This is a genomic window from Paracraurococcus lichenis (assembly GCF_030657435.1).
In the GTDB taxonomy this organism is placed as follows: domain Bacteria; phylum Pseudomonadota; class Alphaproteobacteria; order Acetobacterales; family Acetobacteraceae; genus Paracraurococcus; species Paracraurococcus lichenis.
In genome coordinates this window covers 1-18,866 of the sequence record NZ_JAUTWS010000009.1, presented here as the reverse complement: position 1 = coordinate 18,866, position 18,866 = coordinate 1, and the positions used below count along the sequence as shown (strand labels likewise).

Below are 18,866 nucleotides of genomic sequence, written 5' to 3'. Positions count from 1 at the left end.
TGCGCTCCGGGGAACTGCCGGATGTTGGGGTGGAGGATCGCCTGGACCAGGGTCCGACAGTCGCGCAACGGCGGGCGGATCACCAGCCTCGCGCGGCGCCGTCCCGCCGCAGGTCGCCCCGGCAAATGCAGGCCCGGGCGCCCGGGCGATTCTTGTGCGTAAACCGGATCGGATGCGGCGGCGTGAGGACGCAAATCGTTGCACGCGGCATTGCTAGCATGCCGGGGGACCGAATCCGGCGTGACAGATGGGAGCAGCGCGCAATGAAATTCACCTGCAGGCTTGGGGGGCTCGCCCTCGTCGTGCTCGGCCTGGCAGCCTGCGAGCCGTCGAGCCAGAGCGGCCCGCTCAGCACCATGCCGACCGGCACCAATGAGTCCCTGCTCCGCCAGCAGCAGCTGCGGAACGCGCAACAGGATCCCAGCCGCGCGATGCAGAACCCGACGGTCACCAATGTCAGCCCCGGCGCGGCGGGCATCGAGCGCGCGCAGACCGGCGGCGCGGGCGGCACCGGCGCCGGCGCGCCGGTTTCGGTCAGCCCGGGCGCGGGCGGCATCGAGCGCGCCCCGGGCATCGGGGCACCGACCCGCTGACATGAAAAAGGGGAGCGGGCCTCGCGGCCCGCTCCCCCGATCCGTCCCGCAACGCGGTGCGGGATTACTCCTCGCCGGCCATCTCGCGGCGGCGACGGATCGCCGCGCCGAGGATGTCGCCGAGGGAGGCGCCGGAGTCGGTCGAGCCGTACTCCTTCATCGCCTCGCGCTCCTCGTCCACTTCCTTGCCCTTGATGGTCAGCGACAGGCGGCGGGCGGCGCGGTCCACCGCCACGACCTTGGCATCGACCTTCTCGCCGACGGCGAACTTGTCGGGGCGCTGGTCGCCGCGGTCACGCGCGAGCTCGGCCCGGCGGATGAAGCCGGTGAGCACGTCCTCGACCTTCACCTCGATGCCGTTGGCCTGCACCTGGGTGACGATGGTGGTGACGATGTCGCCCTTGCGCACGCGGTCCAGCACCTCGGCGGCCGGGTCGGCCTGGAGCTGCTTGATGCCGAGCGAGATGCGCTCCTTCTCGACATCGACGTCGAGCACCTTCGCCTTGACGACGTCGCCCTTGTTGAAGCGCGCCATCGCCTGCTCGCCGGCCTCGTCCCAGGAGATGTCGGACATGTGGACCATGCCGTCGATATCCGGGCCGATGCCGATGAAGAGGCCGAACTCGGTGATGTTGCGGATCTCGCCCTCGACCTCGGAGCCCGGGGGATGCGCCTCGAGGAAGAGTTCCCAGGGGTTGCCCTGGGCCTGCTTGAGGCCGAGCGAGATGCGGCGCTTCGGCTCGTCCACGTCGAGGATCATCACGTCCACCTCCTGCGAGGTGGCGACGATCTTGCCGGGATGGACGTTCTTCTTGGTCCAGCTCATCTCGGAGACGTGGACCAGGCCCTCGACCCCCGGCTCCAGCTCCACGAAGGCGCCGTAATCGGTGATATTGGTCACGCGGCCGCTGAACTTCGCGCCCACCGGGTACTTCAGCGCGACGCCGTCCCACGGGTCGGCCATCAGCTGCTTCATGCCGAGGCTGATGCGCTGGGTCTCCGGGTTGAAGCGGATGACCTGCACCTTCACCGGCTGGCCGATGGTCAGGGCCTCGGAAGGATGGTTGATGCGGCGCCAGGCGATGTCGGTGACGTGCAGCAGGCCGTCCACGCCGCCGAGGTCCACGAAGGCGCCGTAATCGGTGATGTTCTTCACCACGCCGTCGAGGATCATGCCCTCCTTCAGGCCCTGGATCAGCTCGGAGCGCTGCTCGGCGCGGGTCTCCTCGAGGACAGCGCGGCGGCTGACCACGATGTTGCCGCGGGCGCGGTCCATCTTGAGGATCTGGAAGGGCTGCGGGCTGCCCATGAGCGGCCCGACATCGCGCACCGGGCGGATATCGACCTGGCTGCCCGGCAGGAAGGCCACGGCGCCGCCGAGGTCGACGGTGAAGCCGCCCTTGACGCGCCCGAAGATGGTGCCGTTGACGCGCTGCTGCGCCTGGTAGGCCTTCTCGAGGTTGGTCCAGGCCTCCTCGCGCCGCGCCTTCTCGCGCGACAGGACGATGGAGCCGTCCCGGTCCTCGTAGCGCTCGACGAAGAGCTCGATGACGTCGCCGGGCTTCACCTCGGGCTTCTGGCCCTGCGGCGCGAATTCCTTGAGGGGCACGCGCCCCTCGCTCTTCAGCCCCACATCCACGACGGCATAGTCGTCATCGATGCGGATCACGCGGCCGGAGACGACGGAGCCGGCGAAGCCGGTATCGGGCCCGAGCGTGGCATCGAGGAGTGCGGCGAAATCCTCGGTCCCCGCATCATGATGGGCGAGGCTGGTAGCGGATGCCATGAAGCAGTCTGTTCCTGGAATGCCCGCGAGATGCGGGCAGGCTTCCTGCGCCTCCGCCGCGGTCCCGGACCTGGCCGGGGGCTGGACGGACACGGCTTGGTCCGGCGTCGACCCTCCCGCTGCGGGAGCGGCCCGGGCGCCTGACGACCCTGGTGCGGAGGCGGTGTATCGGCCCGCCCTTTGCCGGTCCGTCCCGCGGGCGCCGGCTGGCCGGCCCCGGAAACACGGACGCCGCGGCCCCCCTAGGCGCGCGGACAGGGCTCGCTAAGCCTTTGCGAAACGTGCGTCAAGCGGAATCGCATGAAGCCGCGGGGATGGCCGGGTCGGACCGGGCCCGGACGGAGCCGCGGCGGCGGCCCAACCCCCTCGGCCAAACTAGGGCGGCAGCGTATCGCCCAGGCGTTCCCGGACCAGGGCCATGGCGGCGGCGAAGGCGGCCTCGGCGTCCAGCTCGGTGGTGTCCAGCACGGCGGCATCCGCGGCCGGGACCAGGGGGGCGACGGCGCGCCGGCTGTCCTGCTCGTCCCGCGCCAGCAGCTCGGCCAGGACCTGCGCCGGGTCGGCGGCGGCGCCGCGGGCCTGCAGTTCGAGGAAGCGGCGACGGGCCCGCTCCCCGGCGCTGGCGGTGACGAAGAGCTTCACCGGCGCCTCGGGGAAGACGACGGTGCCGATGTCGCGGCCGTCCAGCACCGCGCCGTGGCGGCGGCCGAACGCCCGCTGCCAGTCCAGCAGCGCGGCGCGCACGGCCGGGATGGCGGCGACGGCGGAGGCGGCCAGGTCGGCCTCCGGCCCGCGCAGGTCGGTGCGGGCGAGGTCGGCGGGGGTCAGGGCGCGGGCGGCGGCCTCGGCCGCGGCGGGGTCGCGCGGATCGGCGGCCCCGTCGAGGACGCGGCGGCCGGTCGCGCGGTAGAGCAGGCCGGTATCGAGATAGGGCAGGCCGAGCGCGGCGGCGAGGCGGCGGGCGAGCGTGCCCTTGCCGGCGGCGGCGGGACCATCCACGGCGACGACGAGGGGCGGGGCGGAGGCGGTCATGCGGACACCGGCATCGGGCGGGACAGGAAGGGCCTATCGATGGCCAGGCTCTTGACGGCGCCGCCGAAACCGGGCCTCCCCGGCCCGCATCCCGCCCGATGCGGGCTGCGCCGCCCGGGGGCCAGCCGCCGGGCGAGGCCGCTGCGGCCGCGCCTCACGCCGGCCCGATCGCCGCCTCGCCGGCCGCCGCGTTCAGCAGCGCCGCGAAGCCGGGGAAGCTGGTCTCGATGAAGGCCGCATCGTCCACCGCGACCGCCTTCCGCGCCGCGAGGCCCATGACCAGCGCGCTCATCGCCAGGCGGTGGTCCATATGCGTCGCCACCGTCCCGCCGCCCGGGATGGCGCCGCCGGTGCCCTGGACGACCAGGTCGTCGCCCTCGATCCGCGCCGCGATGCCGTTGGCCGCCAGCAGGGCGGCGGTGGCGGAGAGCCGGTCGCTCTCCTTCACCCGCAGCTCGGACAGGCCGCGCATGCGCGTCTCGCCCTCCCCCGCCGCGGCGGCGACCGAGAGGATGGGGTATTCGTCGATCATGGACGGCGCCCGCCCGGGCGGCACCTCGACGGCCCGGAGCGGCCCGTATTCGGCGGTGATGTCGCCGACCGGCTCGCCGCCCGCGACCCTGGCATTCTCCACCGTCAGCCGCGCGCCCATCTCCCTGAGCGTCGTGAAGAGCCCGGTGCGGAGCGGGTTCAGCCCGACATTCGCCACCGTCACCCGCGACCCCGGCACCAGCAGCGCCGCGACGACCAGGAAGGCGGCCGAGGACGGGTCGCCGGGGACCAGGATCGGCGCCGCCGCCAGCTCCGGCTGGCCCTCCAGCTCGATCAGCCGGCCATGGGCCAGGTCCTCGACCCGGACCGTCGCGCCGAAGTGGCGCAGCATGTTCTCGGTGTGGTCGCGGGTCCGCTCCGGCTCGATCACCCGTGTGGTCCCGCGGGCGCACAAGCCCGCCAGCAGGCAGGCCGACTTCACCTGCGCCGAGGCGACCGGCAGGGTATAGTCCAGCGGCAGCGGCTCCACCGCCCCGCGCACGGCCAGCGGCAGCCGCCCGCCCTCCCGCGTCCAGAAGGCGGCGCCGGTCGCCGCGAGCGGCTCCGTCACCCGCTTCATCGGCCGCTTGCGGAGGGAGGCGTCGCCGGTCATCACCGCAAACAGCGGATGCCCCGCCAGCAGCCCGCAGAGCAGCCGCGCCGCGGTGCCGCTATTGCCCATGTCCAGCACATCCGCCGGCTCGACCAGGCCGCCGACGCCGCGGCCGGCGACGCGCCAGGATCCGGAGCCAATCTGCTCCACCGCCGCCCCGAGCGCCCGCATGGCGGCGGCGGTGCGGAGCACGTCCTCCCCCTCCAGCAGGCCGGTGATCTCGGTGGTGCCGACGGCGAGGGCGCCGAACATCAGGGCGCGGTGGCTAATGGACTTGTCGCCCGGCACGGCATGGCGGCCGGCGAGGCCACGGGCCGGCGCCGCGGCGCGCAGCGGTTGCGGGGCAGCGGAGTGGGCCATGTGGCGCGTTTGACACGGGGCGTGCCGCGTGGCAATGCGCCAGACCCTTTTTTGACCGCCCGGAGTCCGCCGCGCCGCGGTGGCGCCGCGGGTGGTCGCGCCGTTCGCACGGGCCCGGGCCCGGCCGCGGGCGGCCCGAATCGAGACGAGGCTTCACCCCCATGGCCAAGCCCGAACTGGGCCTCAAGCGCGTCTGCGTCGCCTGCAGCACCAAGTTCTACGACCTGATGCGGGCGCCTGCGATCTGCCCGAAATGCGGCACCGAGCAGCCGGCCGAGCAGCCCCGGCTGCGCCGCGCCGCCGGAGCCCTGCCCGCCGACGAGAAGCTGAAGAAGCGCACGGTCGCGCCGGAGGCGGACGCGGACGAGGTGGAGCTGGAGGATGTCGAGGGCGACGAGGCGGTCGAGGACGCCGAGGAGCTCGAGGACGATGCGGACCCGATCGGCGAGGAGCTCGAGGTCGAGGCCGACCGCGACGAGGAGGGCTGACACGCAGGGGCGCCGCGCGTCCGGGCCTGGACGCGGCGCCGCGGCCGCGCTGCGGCCGCGCATCGGGGGCCCGCATCGCGGCCCTGGCCCCCGGCGAGCCGCCCCGATAGGGGGTCCGGTCCGCATCCGCGCGCGGCCGGCCCCGGGGCGCTGAATGGCGCCCGCCCTCTGCCTGACCCGGCTCATGCTGCGAGATTTCCGGAGCTGGCCGGCGCTGACAGCCCCGTTCCGGAGCCGCATCGTGCTCGTCACCGGCCCGAATGGGGCCGGCAAGACCAACCTACTGGAGGCGATCAGCCTGCTCGGCCCCGGGCGCGGGCTGCGCGGGGCGCGGACCGTCGAGTTCGGCCGGCAGCAGGGCGGCACCCCCCTGCCCTGGGCCGCCGCCGGGCGCTTCCGCGACGCCTTCGGCACGGAATTCGACATCGGCACCGGCACGCCGGAGGCGGGGCCGCGGCCGGGCTCCCCGGCCGCCGAGGGCGGACGGAGCGCGCTGGAGCGCCGCATCTTTCGTCTCGATGGCGCGCCCGTGCGCTCCCAGGCGGTGCTGGCGGAGCGGGTCTCGGCGGTCTGGCTCACCCCGCAGATGGACCGGCTGTTCCAGGAGGGCGCGGGCGACCGCCGCCGCTTCCTCGACCGCCTGGTCTGGGCGCTGGAGCCGCACCATGCCCGCGAGGTCGCGGCCTATGACAATGCCATGGCGCAGCGGAACCGGCTCCTCTCGCAGGAGCGGCGGGAGGGGCTGCGGATCGACCAGGCCTGGCTGGCCGGGCTGGAGGACGCCATGGCGCGGCACGGCGTCGCCGTGGCCGCCGCCCGGCGCGGCCTGGTGGCGCGGCTGAATGCCGCCATGGCGGGCGGCGTCACCGGTGCCTTCCCGGCGGCGCGGCTGGCGCTGACCTGCCCGGTCTCCGCCGCGCTGGCCGGCGCGCCGGCGCTGGCGGTGGAGGACGGGCTCCGCGCGGACTGGGCGGCCTGCCGGGGGCGCGACGCGGCGGCAGGGGCGACGCTGACCGGGCCGCACCGGGCCGACCTGCTCTTCACCCATGCCCCGAAGGAGATCCCGGCCGCGCTCTGCTCCACCGGGGAGCAGAAGGCGCTGCTGGTCGCGGTGGTGCTGGCGCATGCCGCCCTCATCGCGCATGCCCGCGGCTTCGCCCCCCTGCTGCTGCTGGACGAGGTGGCGGCGCATCTGGATGCCCCGCGGCGGGAGGCGCTGTTTGCCGCGCTGGCCGACCTGCCGGCCCAGGCCTTCCTCACCGGGACGGATCCCGGGGTCTTCGCCCCCCTCCGCGGCATCGCCGAGGGGTTCCGGGCGAGCCCCGGCGTACTTGTTGCGGATACGGATTTTCCCGTGCCCTAAGGCCCCGAAATCCCTATATTCAGCAGACGAATCCCGCCGCTTTGACCTGAGGAGTATGCCGCCGGCATGAGCGATCCCGCCGCGCGCGCCGAACCGGTCCCGCCTGACCAGAACGGAGCCGACTACAACAGCGCATCCATCACCGTCCTCCGTGGCCTCGAGGCCGTGCGGAAGCGACCGGGCATGTATATCGGCGACACCGATGACGGCTCGGGCCTGCACCACATGGCCTTCGAGATCATCGACAATGCGGTGGACGAGGCGCAGGCGGGCTTCGCCACGCGCGTCGAGGTCACGCTGAACGGCGACGGCTCCGTCACCGTGCGCGACGACGGCCGCGGCATTCCCGTCGACATCCACGAGGAGGAGGGCATCAGCGCGGCCGAGGTCGTGCTGACGCGGTTGCACGCCGGCGGCAAGTTCAACCAGAACTCCTATAAGGTCTCGGGCGGCCTGCACGGCGTCGGCGCCGCTGTGGTGAACGCGCTGTCGGAGTGGATGGAGGTGCGGATCTGGCGCAACGGCCAGGAGCACTTCATCCGCTTCGAGCATGGCGACACCGTGCAGCCGCTGAAGGTCGTCGGCCCTTCGGAGGAGCGCGGCGGCACCGAGGTGACCTTCAAGCCGTCCAGCGGCACCTTCACCAAGGTCGAGTACGAGTTCGCCATCCTCGAGCGGCGGCTGCGGGAGCTGGCCTTCCTCAACAGCGGCCTCGCCATCGCGCTGAAGGACGACCGGCACGTCCCGGCGCAGGAGATCTTCTTCCAGTTCAAGGGCGGCCTCACCGCCTTCGTCGAGTGGCTGGACCAGGGCAAGGAGCCGCTCTTCCGCCCGCCGATCAGCCTGGTCAGCAAGGACACCGACATCGGCATCCGCGTCGAGCTGGCGATGTGGTGGAACAACAGCCCGCGCGAGGTGGCGCTGTGCTTCACCAACAACATCCCGCAGCGCGACGGCGGCACCCACCAGGCCGGCTTCCGCCAGGCGCTGACGCGCGTGGTGATGAAATACGCCGAGGACCTGGCGAAGAAGGAGAAGGTCGAGCTGTCCGGCGAGGACATGCGCGAGGGCCTGACCTGCGTGCTGTCCGTCAAGGTGCCGGACCCGAAGTTCAGCAGCCAGACCAAGGACAAGCTGGTCAGCTCCGAGGTCCAGCCGGTGGTGCAGATGGCCGTCGCCGATGCGCTGAGCCACTGGTTCGAGACGCATCCGAAGGAAGCGAAGACCGTCCTCGAGCAGGTCGTGCTCGCCGCCGCGGCGCGCAAGGCGGCGCAGCTCGCGCGCGAGAAGGTCGGGCGCAAGAACGCGCTCGACATCTCGACCCTGCCCGGCAAGCTCGCCGACTGCCAGGAGCGCGACCCGACGAAGTGCGAGCTCTTCCTCGTCGAGGGCGACAGCGCAGGCGGGTCCGCCAAGCAGGGCCGCAACCGCGCCTTCCAGGCCATCCTGCCGCTCAAGGGCAAGATCCTGAACGTCGAGCGCGCGCGGGTCGACAAGATGCTGTCCAGCGCCGAGATCGGCACGCTGATCACCGCGCTCGGCACCGGCATCGGCCCGGGGGAGCCGGCGAAGGGCGGCTTCGATCCGAACAAGCTGCGCTACCACCGCATCGTCATCATGACGGACGCGGACGTGGACGGCAGCCATATCCGCACGCTGCTGCTGACCTTCTTCTTCCGGCAGATGCCGGAGCTGATCGCCCGCGGCCACCTCTACATCGCCCAGCCGCCGCTCTACCGCGCCAAGCGCGGCAATGACGAGCGCTACCTGAAGGACGACCGGGCGCTGGAGGACTACCTGCTGGAGAAGGCCGTCTCCGGCGCGACGCTGACGCTCGGCGACGGCCGGGCGCTGCAGGGCGGCGAGCTGCGGGCGGAGGCGGAGCAGCTCCGCCAGGTCGCGGCGCGCATCCGGCGGCTCGCCGCGCATGTCCCGGCCGAGATCGTCGAGCAGGCGGCCGTCGCCGGCGCGCTGACGCCGGAGGCCGCGCGCGCGACGGGCGCCGCCGCGGCGCTGGTCGCGCGGCTGAACGCGCTGGCGCTGCCGGCCGAGCGGCACTGGAACGCGGCGCCGGCCGATGGCGGGCTGCAGCTCTGGCGCACCGTGCGCGGCGTGACGGAGCGGCACGCGCTGACGCCGACGGCGCTCCGCAGCGCCGAGGCGCGCTGGCTGGACGAGCGGCGCGAGGCCCTCGCGCGCGATTATGCCGAGTCGGCGCGCCTCGCGATCGATGGCGGCGAGACGGCGGTCATGGGGCCGATGTCCGCGCTCGACCGCATCCTGGCGCAGGGCCGCAAGGGCCTGACCATCCAGCGCTTCAAGGGCCTCGGGGAGATGAACCCGGAGCAGCTCTGGAAGACGACGCTCGACCCGGCGGTGCGCACGCAGCTCCAGGTCAAGCTCGGCGACGACGAGGACGCCGAGAAGGTCTTCTCCACGCTGATGGGCGACGTGGTGGAGCCGCGGCGCGAGTTCATCGTGGACAATGCGCTGAAGGTGGCGAATCTCGACGTGTAGCGTTGTTGTTCGGTGGTCCGTAACGCAGAATTTGCGAAGCCCGATTCAGATAACGCGAAACTTTCTCAGGCGCGGACTTGCGCCTGAGCGAAGTTTGTCAACGGCTTGAACCGCGTCCACTTCGGAATCCATAGTTCCGCCCCTACGACCACGCTCGCTCACCGAACCCTTAACCGCTAGCGGCAGGGCTACGGGTCTCAAAGTGGACGCGGTTTAGTCTCACGGCTCGGATTTTGGTGGTACCCCTAGACAACCATGACATATTCGCGCGCCGGGTCCCGTGAGTACGAGTCGCGCACCCGCAGGCTTCGCAGGTGGTTGATCTACATAACAGCGGTGTTCGTAACGATTGTCGCGCTGGATGACTGTGACCACGGGCGAAAAGATCGAATGATTTTACGATAGGACTGGCAAAAGTGAGGTGAAGGCCGGTCTGCCGATTATGGCGCAACGGCGAGTGGTCTCCACATTTTGACCGGGGACACGGCACAGAGAGCCGCTGCATCGCGTCTCGCTGGGTTTTAGCTCGACCGTGCAGAATCGCGCTGACGTGACGTGGCCGTTAGGACCCGTGTTACTTGGATCCGTGCCACATCCAGGAGGAGGCACAGGTCTCCCTGGAGGAGGCGCACCTTTTCGCTGACGACGCGAAGCCTTTCAAGGCTGGGCCCAAGGCACAGTGCCACGAGGCTCGAGAGCAAGCGGTCAAGCAAAGGTGTCGGAGTTCGTGCGCCGGATGCCCACCCTTCCATGTCCCCTCCGCGCGCAGACGGAGCCTGCGGGTGGGGCGGTGCTTCGTGCGATCGCGGTCGGCCCAGAAGCCCAACGGCGAGGCAACTGAGAGCGATGCCCGCTCGCCGCTCTCGGGCAAGACGCGCAAGGCTCGGCAGTCCAGGGTCCGAGACAATGCCTCGGGCGCCAAAGGCTCTCAGCGCTCGGCGCGGTCTGCCGCCAAGTGCTCATCAATGGTCTGCGTCAGCGGCGCTTCCTCGTCCGAGGCTTTGAGTCCGGAACGGCTTCGGGCTGCGCAATTCCAGGGGCCTCCTTCAGAAGGAGGATCCCCATTGCCACTTCACCGGTCTCTTCCAAAAAGCGGACACCACGCTTCCTGAGGACCGCGAGGATTGAGCCGAGGCTGTCGGCCCGCATGGTCGATAGCCCCGCCTCATACCGGCCGACCGAACTCACCGCGAGTCCCGCCTCGGCAGCAAGCTCGCGCTGAGACAGACCGACGAGCACCCTCGCCGCAGCGAGGAGACGCGGGGGGGGGAGAATGCTGGGCGCTTCAGAGAGACGGGTAGGCACTCCCCATTGTTGACAACGAAGAATCCTAGCGCGTCCACCCCGAATTTCTTTCTCGCTATTAGTAAAAGCGCAAACGCTATCAAAGCTAGCGAATTCTGTTGACGGGCAGCGGCGCCCTATGGAACGCTCCCTAGCAGTCGGCCGAATCGAATGGCATTCGGCAGTCCTGGGAGAGGGGTTGGCCCGCATGCGGACACCTCAGGAAGCACACCACGACACACAGACACCGGCTCACCTCCGCGCGGCCGACCACGCTGCCTGATGTGCGCTGACGACGGTCGCGCATGTGAACGTCATGGAGCATTCCACCACGCACGGTGGTCGACCCCGGCACATCCTTTTGGAAAGCCGCCTCGGGAGCGAGGAGATGAGCGACCTGAAACCATTCGCCACACATCTGCCTAACAGCACTGCCGCCATGGCGGGTGAACGCATCCACGGCTACATGCTATTCGTCGACCGCGATGGCGTGCGACATGCAGTCCGCCCTGGCGCCGTCATCTGCCTGAGCGACGCAGACGATTGCCGGGACACGACTGCCATCCAGCTTCCTGGAGCGCGCATCATCTTTGTAGCAGCGTCGCTCGACGACGTACTGGCTACCTTCCCCTGACCCCGTACATGCCTCGGACGGCCGCTTTACCATGCGGTGTACGGTGAGGCGGAGCACTCAGAGGTGAGCATGTCAGATGCCCTACTTCCGTTGATAAGCAAGGCCCGAAGTGACCCGGGGAGCACGTACCGGACCTGGTTTCTGGGCAACGCGCGCGTCAGGGGATTCCGCTCGGTTCGCCGCGGCATTCAAAGGGCCGCTGCGAAGATTGAAGCGGGCACCTTCGGCTGCGTCTATCGTGGCTCCGCCTTGGAGGAGGTGGTCGGTGCGATTGCCGCGCAGGGTAGAATTCTGAATGGCACCGAATGTGCATTTCTCTGGCGGCCGAAGCTGCACAGCCCCGACATATACAAGAGCACTGACAACCAGCACGCGTTCGGTCGGATGCTCGATGTTTGCCTGCGCTGCGGCACTGAAAGTCAAGTCATCGCCGCGATCCGGCAACTCGACGCCGAGCGCATCAGGGGCGTAGGGCCTACCTCGGCTAACCTGCTGTACTTCCTCCACCCGACCATCGTGCCACTCTACAGCACCGCCATTGTAGACGGCTTCAATGCCCTGACCGGCAGCAAGATGAGACCCGGGCGCTGGGACGATTACCTTGCGATGCGGCGCACGATCGCAATGCTGAATGCCAGGCATCGAACACTGCTGTCGGACGACCTCGGCGCCATCAGTGCACTGCTGTTTGATGTTGGTAGCGGGCGCTACCCAGCACCGCCCTGTGGTGACAACGAGGGTGCTCGCGCGCAGTGGGTGGCTGACCTTGCACGTGTACGCGCGGAGGGCATCAACATGGCAAACGCAACGCAAGCTGACAACTTGAGCCATACGGAGGTCCAAGGTCTGCTCCGCGACCTCGGCTCCTCACTGGGCTTCGATATCTGGGTCGCAGCAAATGACCGCAACCGCCCATTTGGCGGCGGGAAGTTAGGTGACCGATGCTTGCCGGATCTTCCGGGAATAGATGAAGATACCTGCGCCGACGCGATCCGCCTCATCGACGTGCTGTGGCTGGACCCAACGTCGAAGCGTGTCGTGTCCGCCTTCGAAGTTGAGCACACAACGGACATCGCAGCCGGTCTGGTCCGGATGCTATGCCTCGCGCTGGGGCCCGCGCCGCATTCACTTGAGGCACTCTTCGTTGTGGCGCCCGATCGCCGCGAAAGGGAGGCAAGGAGCCAGTTCTCCTATCCAGCCTTCAAACTGAACAGCGGACCAGAGATACTGTTCCTGCCTTACGGCGCATTGCAGACGCACAAGGAGGCAATCGCACGCTTTGGGGCTGGCGTGAAAGCAATCCAGGCCATCTCACGTCGTCCATAGCCGGTCCGTATTCCCTTGAACGGTGGTCGGCAGCTTGCGCCGCCGATAATTGGCCGGACGACGTGCGACCGGCACGTGGGACAGGAGGGAACGATGGACACCAGCGTCGAAGACGCCCGCAGTACCATCATAGGGAATGCCGAGCGCCTCGTGCGTAAGCACCCGGTCCCAGGACTCGCCCTCGAGGTGGTGGTGGGTGTGGCCGACCTCATCCACATCGATTGGCGTCTGGCAGACGCCAACGATACCACTCTCATTCCCGTCGCGCCCTTTGAGCCGGATGCGATTGTTCGGCGCTGCGACCCGACAACCCAAGCATGGCGCCCTGAGGAGGGCGAGGCCGACACTGAGCAGGGGTACTACACCGAACGCCGCAGCCGGGAAGAACTTCACGACCACATACGCTGGATTGGCCACCACTCAGGCGAGTCCAGACGCCGCCTGAGTGGACCTGGCATGCGCGCTTTTCTCAACGTCTGTGATGCCTGGGGCCTGCCAGACGCCGACCGCCAACGCATGCTCCGCACGACGGCCGCCGACTATGGCGCCTGGGTCCAGGCGGCGCAAAGCCACGCCACGCTCACTCTCGATATCACCACCCTTTCGCAGATCTCGGTGACACTCGGCATCTATCAGGCGCTCCGTGTCCTCCATGCGTCTGACCGAAATGCGGCTGCCTGGCTCCGCAGTCCACACCGGGCGCCCCCGTTCGATAGTCGGGCGCCAGTCGAACTCGTGACGGGTGGCCGCTTCGAGGCGATGCAGGCCACTTTGCGTTTCCTCCAGGGCGCCGGGCAGAGGTTCTACATGCCGCCTATCCCTGAGCTCGACGGCGACTTCCGGCCCTACACGGACGCGGACCTTACTTGGGACGACGTCGAAGATCGATGAGCCCCGGACGCTGGGATGAGTATCTTGCGATGCGGCGGGCAATCATGACGCCGAATGCGAAGTGCCGAAAACCTCTGGCGGACGCCCTCTGCAACATCAGTACACTGCTGTTCAATTCTGGCATCGGGCGCTGCCCAGTGCCGCCCCGTGGCAGCGGCGACTACCGACCAGCATTACCGTGTCGCCATTCCGCATACCCGCAGACGGGGTTCCAGCATGTCCGCCGACCATGATGCCGTAGACGACGACCTTTCAGGCGATAACGAACTTCCAGAGGATGAGCCGGATCTCTGGTTGCCTCGGGCCGTAGACCCAGCCCAGGTCGCCGCCCGGCTTGCTGTCCAACGCGCCCTGACCGAGCAGGGGATCAGTGTCGAAGCTCTGGCAGGCGCCATTATCATCGAGGTGCCAAGCCCGGATTGGGTGTCGCCCGTCAGCATGGCTTGGCGGGATATCGCCAAGGTGCCCAGCAAGCGGACGTCCACCAGTAGGGCAGGCGACATCGAGGTCCGGCCGGGCGCGTGGATGGTGGTCGATGCCGATGGCTCGAGATCGCGCCACCGGCCGAAATATGAGAACGAGCAGATCGCGGAGAGCCTTTGGCAGGGCCAGAGCGTCCTCGGAGTGTCCCACGCGCCGGACCGGCTCCTGCCAACGGACCTGATCCGCGCCGCCGACCTGCGGATTAGCCTGCCGCCCTTAAACGCCGAAGACCTGAAGAGCGTAGCGCACTCGGTCACGTCCAACGCCACGGACCTGGTGCTCGCCCCCGAGGTCTGCGCCGCCGTGTCGCCGGTGGTCCTGAGGTTGGCACGACGGCAGGGGCAGTCGGCTGACGATTTCCTCCGGCGTGCTGAAGCTATCGTGGCGCGCGCAGCCTCCGGAGCACCGCGGCCCGCGCCTTCGCTGGACGACCTTCCTGGCATGGATGCTGCGATAGCTTGGGGGCGCGATTTGGCACGCGACCTCGACGCTTATGGCGCCGGGTGGCTCTCCTGGGCCGACATCGACCGCGGTTGCCTGCTCGCCGGTCCTCCCGGCACCGGCAAGACCACTTTCGCACGCGCGCTGGCGGTGACTTGCGGCGTCCCGCTCGTTGTCGGCTCCTACTCGATGTGGCAGGCGTCGAGGGAGGGGCACCTCGGTGACCTGCTCAAGGCAATGGCGGCGACCTTCGACGAGGCCCGGAAGGCTGCGCCCGCTATCCTGTTCATCGACGAGCTCGACAGCTTCTATAGCCGGACCGCCGACAGTCGCCATCGGGACTGGTGGGCCTCGGTGGTCGGCGCGCTGCTCGAGCACCTAGACGGCGTCGGCGGGCGCGAGGGCGTCGTGGTGGTCGGGGCTACCAACCATCCCGAGATGGTGGACCCGGCCATCACGCGATCCGGTCGCCTGGACCGCATTATCGCCGTCCCTCTCCCTGACCAGCGCGCGCTCGCGGCGATCCTCCGCGTCCACATCGGAACGGACCTGGCAGGCGTCGACTTGACCCAGGCGGCGCTGCTCGCCTTGGGCGGCACGGGTGCTGATTGCGAGCGCTGGGCGCGCGGCGCACGACGGCGGGCGCGCAAGGACGGGCGCCCAATGACGCTCGATGACCTGCTAGCGGAGATCCGGGGTGCCGGTCAGATGTCACCAACAGGTGCCCGGCGGATTGCAGCGGTCCATGAGGCCGGGCATGCCCTGGTTCAGGTGCTAGAGCAGCCGGGTGCCCTGCAACATGTCTCCATCCGTGAGGACGACCAGAGCGGCGGACACACGGCCGTCGCTACGCAGAGCGGGGATGTCACCGAAGCCTGGCTCGGCATGCACCTACGCCGCCTCCTGGCTGGCCGTGCTGCTGAGGAGGTTGTGCTCGGGCACGCGACGGGCGGCTCCGGGGGACCGATCCACAGCGACTTGGGTCGGGCCACCTGGCTGGCGGCGAACGCCGAGACGGCGATGGGTATATCCGCGCGGCCTTTGCTCTGGCTCGGGCTCTGGGACGAGCGGAATCTCGCCACCTTGCTGGTGAACCGGTCGGATCTGGCGCAGCGTGTCGAGGAGCGCCTCAACGCCGCCTATGAGGAGGTTTGCCGCCGATTGCAGGAACACCGGCCTGCACTGGATGCCCTAGTGGCTGGACTGCTGGAGCGGGAGGTGCTGACCGGCGCCGAGGTGGAAGCTATTATGCAGGAAAGCCGCTGATTGTGAGGGCGAAGGCAGACCTGCTGGCCCACCAGCGGCAGTACCTGGACGATATCTTCAGTCTCACGGATGGCGAGGCGGAGGCACGCCGCCGCTTCGAGGAAATGGCGATCGACACCATAGAAGCTCTCTTGGCAGCCGATGCCCGTCCAGTGGTGCCCTTCTACATCGACCCATCGAGTGCCTTTTGCTGGTCCGAGACCAGGTGGCAGCACCATCTGGTCTCTCCCGAGCTCGTAGAGCGATGGATACATTGGAAAGCGGACTACCCCGCCTTGCAGGCTCGGAACCCGAAGCTCGATTTGCATGACGCCCTGGGCTGGTGCGCGGAGACGCACGACGCGGCCAGTTGGCCATACGGTTGGGAGCGCTGGATTTACGACTGGGTCGCCTCGGGCGATTTCTCCGCCCGACCGTTCAGCGACGGCATGCGGATCGTCACAGCGGACTTCTATGCGCGTCTGCGCCGCCTCCAGGCCGCCGTCGATGGCTGGCTGGTCTGGTCGGAGGAGGCCGGGCGGGTTGTCCATGTTCCCGGTGACGAGTGGGGGCGGCGGTCATGAGTCACGTCGGTCGTCAGCAGGTGCTCAACACTTTCGGTCGTCGTCGCTGAGGAACGGCATCATGAGCCCCGAGGAATTCCGGGAATGGCAGAAGAGCGAGCCCGACTTCCACGAACTCCTCGATGGTCAGCCGGTCCGCTTGTCCGACGCGCACCAAGTCACCCGCCGCATTTTCCGCTTGCTGGTGGCTGCGGTAGAGGCAAAGGGTAGCGTATGGCATGGCCGGGAGTGGATCGAGACGCCTCACGCCGAGCTCCGCGGCATCGAGCCTTGGAGGCATGCCGAAGGCGGATGGGAAGGTGTCCACAAATGCTTGGCTTGGCTGGCCAAAGCCTATCCCGGCTGCACGAACTACGATCCCGATAGAGCCCTCATCCAAACCGGAGCGCCTGCTGACCTCCTGGAGGAAGCCGAGCGATTTGCAGCGATCGAGCGCCGTCGCCGACTGAGCGGGCCCGGGCTGCGCACCTTACTGGCAATCACGGATCTCTGGGGTCTGGACGACGCCGAGCGCCGCCGCGTGCTCGGCGGGTCGCCGGAAATCGATACCTGGATCCAGTCGGCCCGGGCGCACCATCCCCTCGCGCTGCCGGATGACGTCCTTGCCCAGATCTCCTCCATCCTCGCCATCCATCAGGCGCTTGGCGTCCTGCACGTCCTGGAGCACGAAGGGGTGGAGTGGCTCAGGACGCCTCATGCCGCGCCTGTTTTCGGCGGCCGTCCGCCGCTTGATATCGTCATCAATGGGGAGCCATCAGGACCGCTTGTTGTCCTGGGATTCCTGCATGCCGCGCAACAGGGCCTTTACATGCCGCCTGGTCCGCTCGACCGGCACTTCCGGCCCTACGACGACGATGACATCTCCGGATGGCTTGTGCCGTAAGCTCCTGACAAATCGATTTTGTCCCACAAACCAACTGATTTTTCGTTCGCGGGGCGATGTTAGGCCGAGGTCAGGCGCTACATCCGCCGTCGAAAATGCGGCGGATATAGCGCCTGACCACCTCTGCGCGCCCGTGACGGACACCCTCGACTACTCCGCGGCGTTCCAAACCTGACCGCGGCCTGACCAGAGCGAAGTCAGTCAAATTTCGATGGCGTCGAGGACTTACCCACGACCCACACCAGTTTGACCTCAGCGGGATTACGGACAGCCGGTGCGGGAACTTCACGTCGATGTTTTCCCACGGCGGCGCAAGCCGCAGGCTGAGAACGGGATCCAGCCGCGGCGGACGGCTCGCCGGGCACGACCTCGGCCAGCTAGGTGTCAGCAGCAGCGTCAGGTAGATGAAGAGGTGTTCGCCGTCAGCCTGCTCCGTGCTCGGCCCGCCATCGGATACCTGCCATTCGGTGGTCTTTCCCGTTCATCGCGTCTGTGCGCCACGCGGCGCTCCGGTGCAGATCCTCCATGGCCTCGGTCGGGGCGGAAAGCGCACCCCGATGGTCCTCAATCAGAACACCTGAGCAGATGATTCCCTGCGGTGCAACGACGGCGCCAGCCTTTCGTAGGAACATAGTAGATGCGGCTTGGGCCCGCTCAGTAATGTTGACAATATTTCCCATGATTTTTTTGTTCTGCTGTGCAATTCTTAGTGCAATCTCCACCCAGCTTACTTTACGATGATCCCATGAAGGCGCCGCAGCAGCGGCGCTCCTTTTTTGAGAGGATACTGGTATGTGCTGCGGGCAAATGAGCGAGAAACTCGACTGGCTACCGGGTCTGCGGGCAACGGTCGTCGCAGACGGGGAGTCTCCGTGCATTTATGAGCGAGTGCTCAAGCTGAACCCAATGCACATGTCACTTTGTGACCAGGACCTGATCGCGCTTGAACCACGGATCCCGGCGTTTCACTGGGGTGATCAGACGGTCCTACAGGTGGCAAGCGAGTTGGATGACAGTCAGGATCCGGATGGTCGCATCGACTTCGCGCAGTTTTGGAACTGCGGGCTGTCAGCGCATTTCGTCGGACTCCTTTTGCTCGCGCGACGCCTCGGTTGCTCCTGGGTGTGCTTGACGCCGAGTGCGCCCACCATCCAGGAACTTGCGGTATTCCCGCAGTATCAGGTGCCTGAGGACCGATGCGTACTCGCGGCTCCTTTCGAGATTGGGGAAGTCGTTTGGTGGCGGGGCGCAAAGTACGAGTATGTTGGCGTCGTCCCGCATCTCGGCGGGCATACCTTTGCAAGCCCGAACGACACGGCGGTGACGTTCGATGATGCGGAGTTATCTGAGGCGCTGAGGAACTACGAGTTTTGCTCCGATGAACTGGGCCCGGAGTGTTCCCTCGATAGCAGCGAATGAGCGGACTTCGCACTGCGGCTATCTGGCGGCGCGCTGCTGACTCAGTGAGCCCGCAACGGCGTGGCGCCAGGGAACAGTAGAGGGCGGCTAACCCTGCTTGGAGCATGGATACCCATCCTCATGCGCACCACCGGGATCCGACCGTACGTTCGTGACCGCCGCTACGCTGCTGTTCACGAAGCAGGCCATGTTGTGATGGCGCGGCACATTGGCTTGCGGGGCGTTTCTGCTTGGATTGCTCCCAGTGACGCTGTCCGTGCCTTTCCGCGAGCCGTACGGCCGCATCGCACTCGACCCAGATCTGCTCTCGTGGACCTACGTCGTGGCGCGGCGGCTCGGGGCCGTCGATCGGTACGCCGAGGCGCTGTTCCGGGCCGTGTTCGTGGACGACCT

14 protein-coding genes and 1 pseudogene are annotated in these 18,866 nt (G+C 68.3%); 11 read left to right on the top strand and 4 right to left on the bottom strand.

Annotated elements, in window-relative coordinates:
* Positions 1-263: 263 nt before the first annotated feature.
* A complete protein-coding gene (locus Q7A36_RS11090; RefSeq protein WP_305103755.1) occupies positions 264-593 on the top strand; it encodes a hypothetical protein in 330 nt (109 codons plus the stop codon).
* A gap of 64 nt (positions 594-657) precedes the next feature.
* On the opposite strand, the gene rpsA is transcribed toward Q7A36_RS11090, so the two are convergent.
* From rpsA to aroA, 3 genes are all read right to left on the bottom strand, one after another.
* The gene (gene rpsA, locus Q7A36_RS11085) at positions 658-2,379 is read right to left on the bottom strand and encodes a 30S ribosomal protein S1 (protein ID WP_305103754.1); all 1,722 of its coding nucleotides are present in this window, start codon (positions 2,377-2,379) and stop codon (positions 658-660) included.
* A 375-nt stretch (positions 2,380-2,754) separates the two neighbouring features.
* Positions 2,755-3,411, bottom strand: coding sequence for a (d)CMP kinase (locus Q7A36_RS11080; RefSeq protein WP_305103753.1), 657 nt, complete (start codon positions 3,409-3,411; stop codon positions 2,755-2,757).
* A gap of 154 nt (positions 3,412-3,565) precedes the next feature.
* Positions 3,566-4,915, bottom strand: coding sequence for a 3-phosphoshikimate 1-carboxyvinyltransferase (gene aroA / locus Q7A36_RS11075; RefSeq protein WP_305103752.1), 1,350 nt, complete (start codon positions 4,913-4,915; stop codon positions 3,566-3,568).
* Positions 4,916-5,076: 161 nt separating this feature from the next.
* Here aroA and Q7A36_RS11070 point away from each other — a divergent pair, with 161 nt between their 5' ends.
* The 3 genes from Q7A36_RS11070 (at position 5,077) to gyrB (ending at position 9,283) form a co-directional block, all read left to right on the top strand.
* On the top strand, positions 5,077-5,403 hold the full coding sequence (locus tag Q7A36_RS11070) for a TIGR02300 family protein (RefSeq protein WP_305103751.1): 327 nt from the start codon (positions 5,077-5,079) through the stop codon (positions 5,401-5,403).
* Between the two features lie 154 nt (positions 5,404-5,557).
* On the top strand, positions 5,558-6,766 hold the full coding sequence (gene recF, locus Q7A36_RS11065) for a DNA replication/repair protein RecF (protein ID WP_305103750.1): 1,209 nt from the start codon (positions 5,558-5,560) through the stop codon (positions 6,764-6,766).
* Positions 6,767-6,832: 66 nt separating this feature from the next.
* A complete protein-coding gene (gyrB, locus tag Q7A36_RS11060) occupies positions 6,833-9,283 on the top strand; it encodes a DNA topoisomerase (ATP-hydrolyzing) subunit B (protein ID WP_305103749.1) in 2,451 nt (816 codons plus the stop codon).
* 975 nt (positions 9,284-10,258) lie between these two features.
* On the opposite strand, the pseudogene Q7A36_RS42055 reads toward gyrB, so the two are convergent.
* Positions 10,259-10,546, bottom strand: a pseudogene (locus Q7A36_RS42055) (helix-turn-helix domain-containing protein); the annotation flags it as partial.
* Between the two features lie 409 nt (positions 10,547-10,955).
* Here Q7A36_RS42055 and Q7A36_RS11055 point away from each other — a divergent pair.
* From Q7A36_RS11055 to Q7A36_RS11025, 7 genes are all read left to right on the top strand, one after another.
* Entirely contained in the window at positions 10,956-11,201 is a 246-nt protein-coding gene (locus Q7A36_RS11055) for a hypothetical protein (protein WP_305103748.1), read from the top strand.
* Positions 11,202-11,270: 69 nt separating this feature from the next.
* Complete coding sequence (locus tag Q7A36_RS11050; protein WP_305103747.1) at positions 11,271-12,527, top strand: type II restriction endonuclease; 1,257 nt, start codon at positions 11,271-11,273, stop codon at positions 12,525-12,527.
* A gap of 93 nt (positions 12,528-12,620) precedes the next feature.
* Positions 12,621-13,418, top strand: coding sequence for an antitoxin Xre/MbcA/ParS toxin-binding domain-containing protein (locus Q7A36_RS11045; protein WP_305103746.1), 798 nt, complete (start codon positions 12,621-12,623; stop codon positions 13,416-13,418).
* A gap of 216 nt (positions 13,419-13,634) precedes the next feature.
* Positions 13,635-15,608, top strand: coding sequence for an AAA family ATPase (locus Q7A36_RS11040; protein WP_305103745.1), 1,974 nt, complete (start codon positions 13,635-13,637; stop codon positions 15,606-15,608).
* A 2-nt stretch (positions 15,609-15,610) separates the two neighbouring features.
* Entirely contained in the window at positions 15,611-16,171 is a 561-nt protein-coding gene (locus Q7A36_RS11035; RefSeq protein ID WP_305103744.1) for a hypothetical protein, read from the top strand.
* Between the two features lie 61 nt (positions 16,172-16,232).
* Positions 16,233-17,054 carry a hypothetical protein gene (locus Q7A36_RS11030; RefSeq protein ID WP_305103743.1) on the top strand — a complete coding sequence of 274 codons (822 nt, stop codon included), beginning with the start codon at positions 16,233-16,235 and terminating at the stop codon, positions 17,052-17,054.
* Positions 17,055-17,861: 807 nt separating this feature from the next.
* Positions 17,862-18,473 carry a hypothetical protein gene (locus tag Q7A36_RS11025; RefSeq protein ID WP_305103742.1) on the top strand — a complete coding sequence of 204 codons (612 nt, stop codon included), beginning with the start codon at positions 17,862-17,864 and terminating at the stop codon, positions 18,471-18,473.
* Positions 18,474-18,866 lie beyond the last annotated feature (393 nt).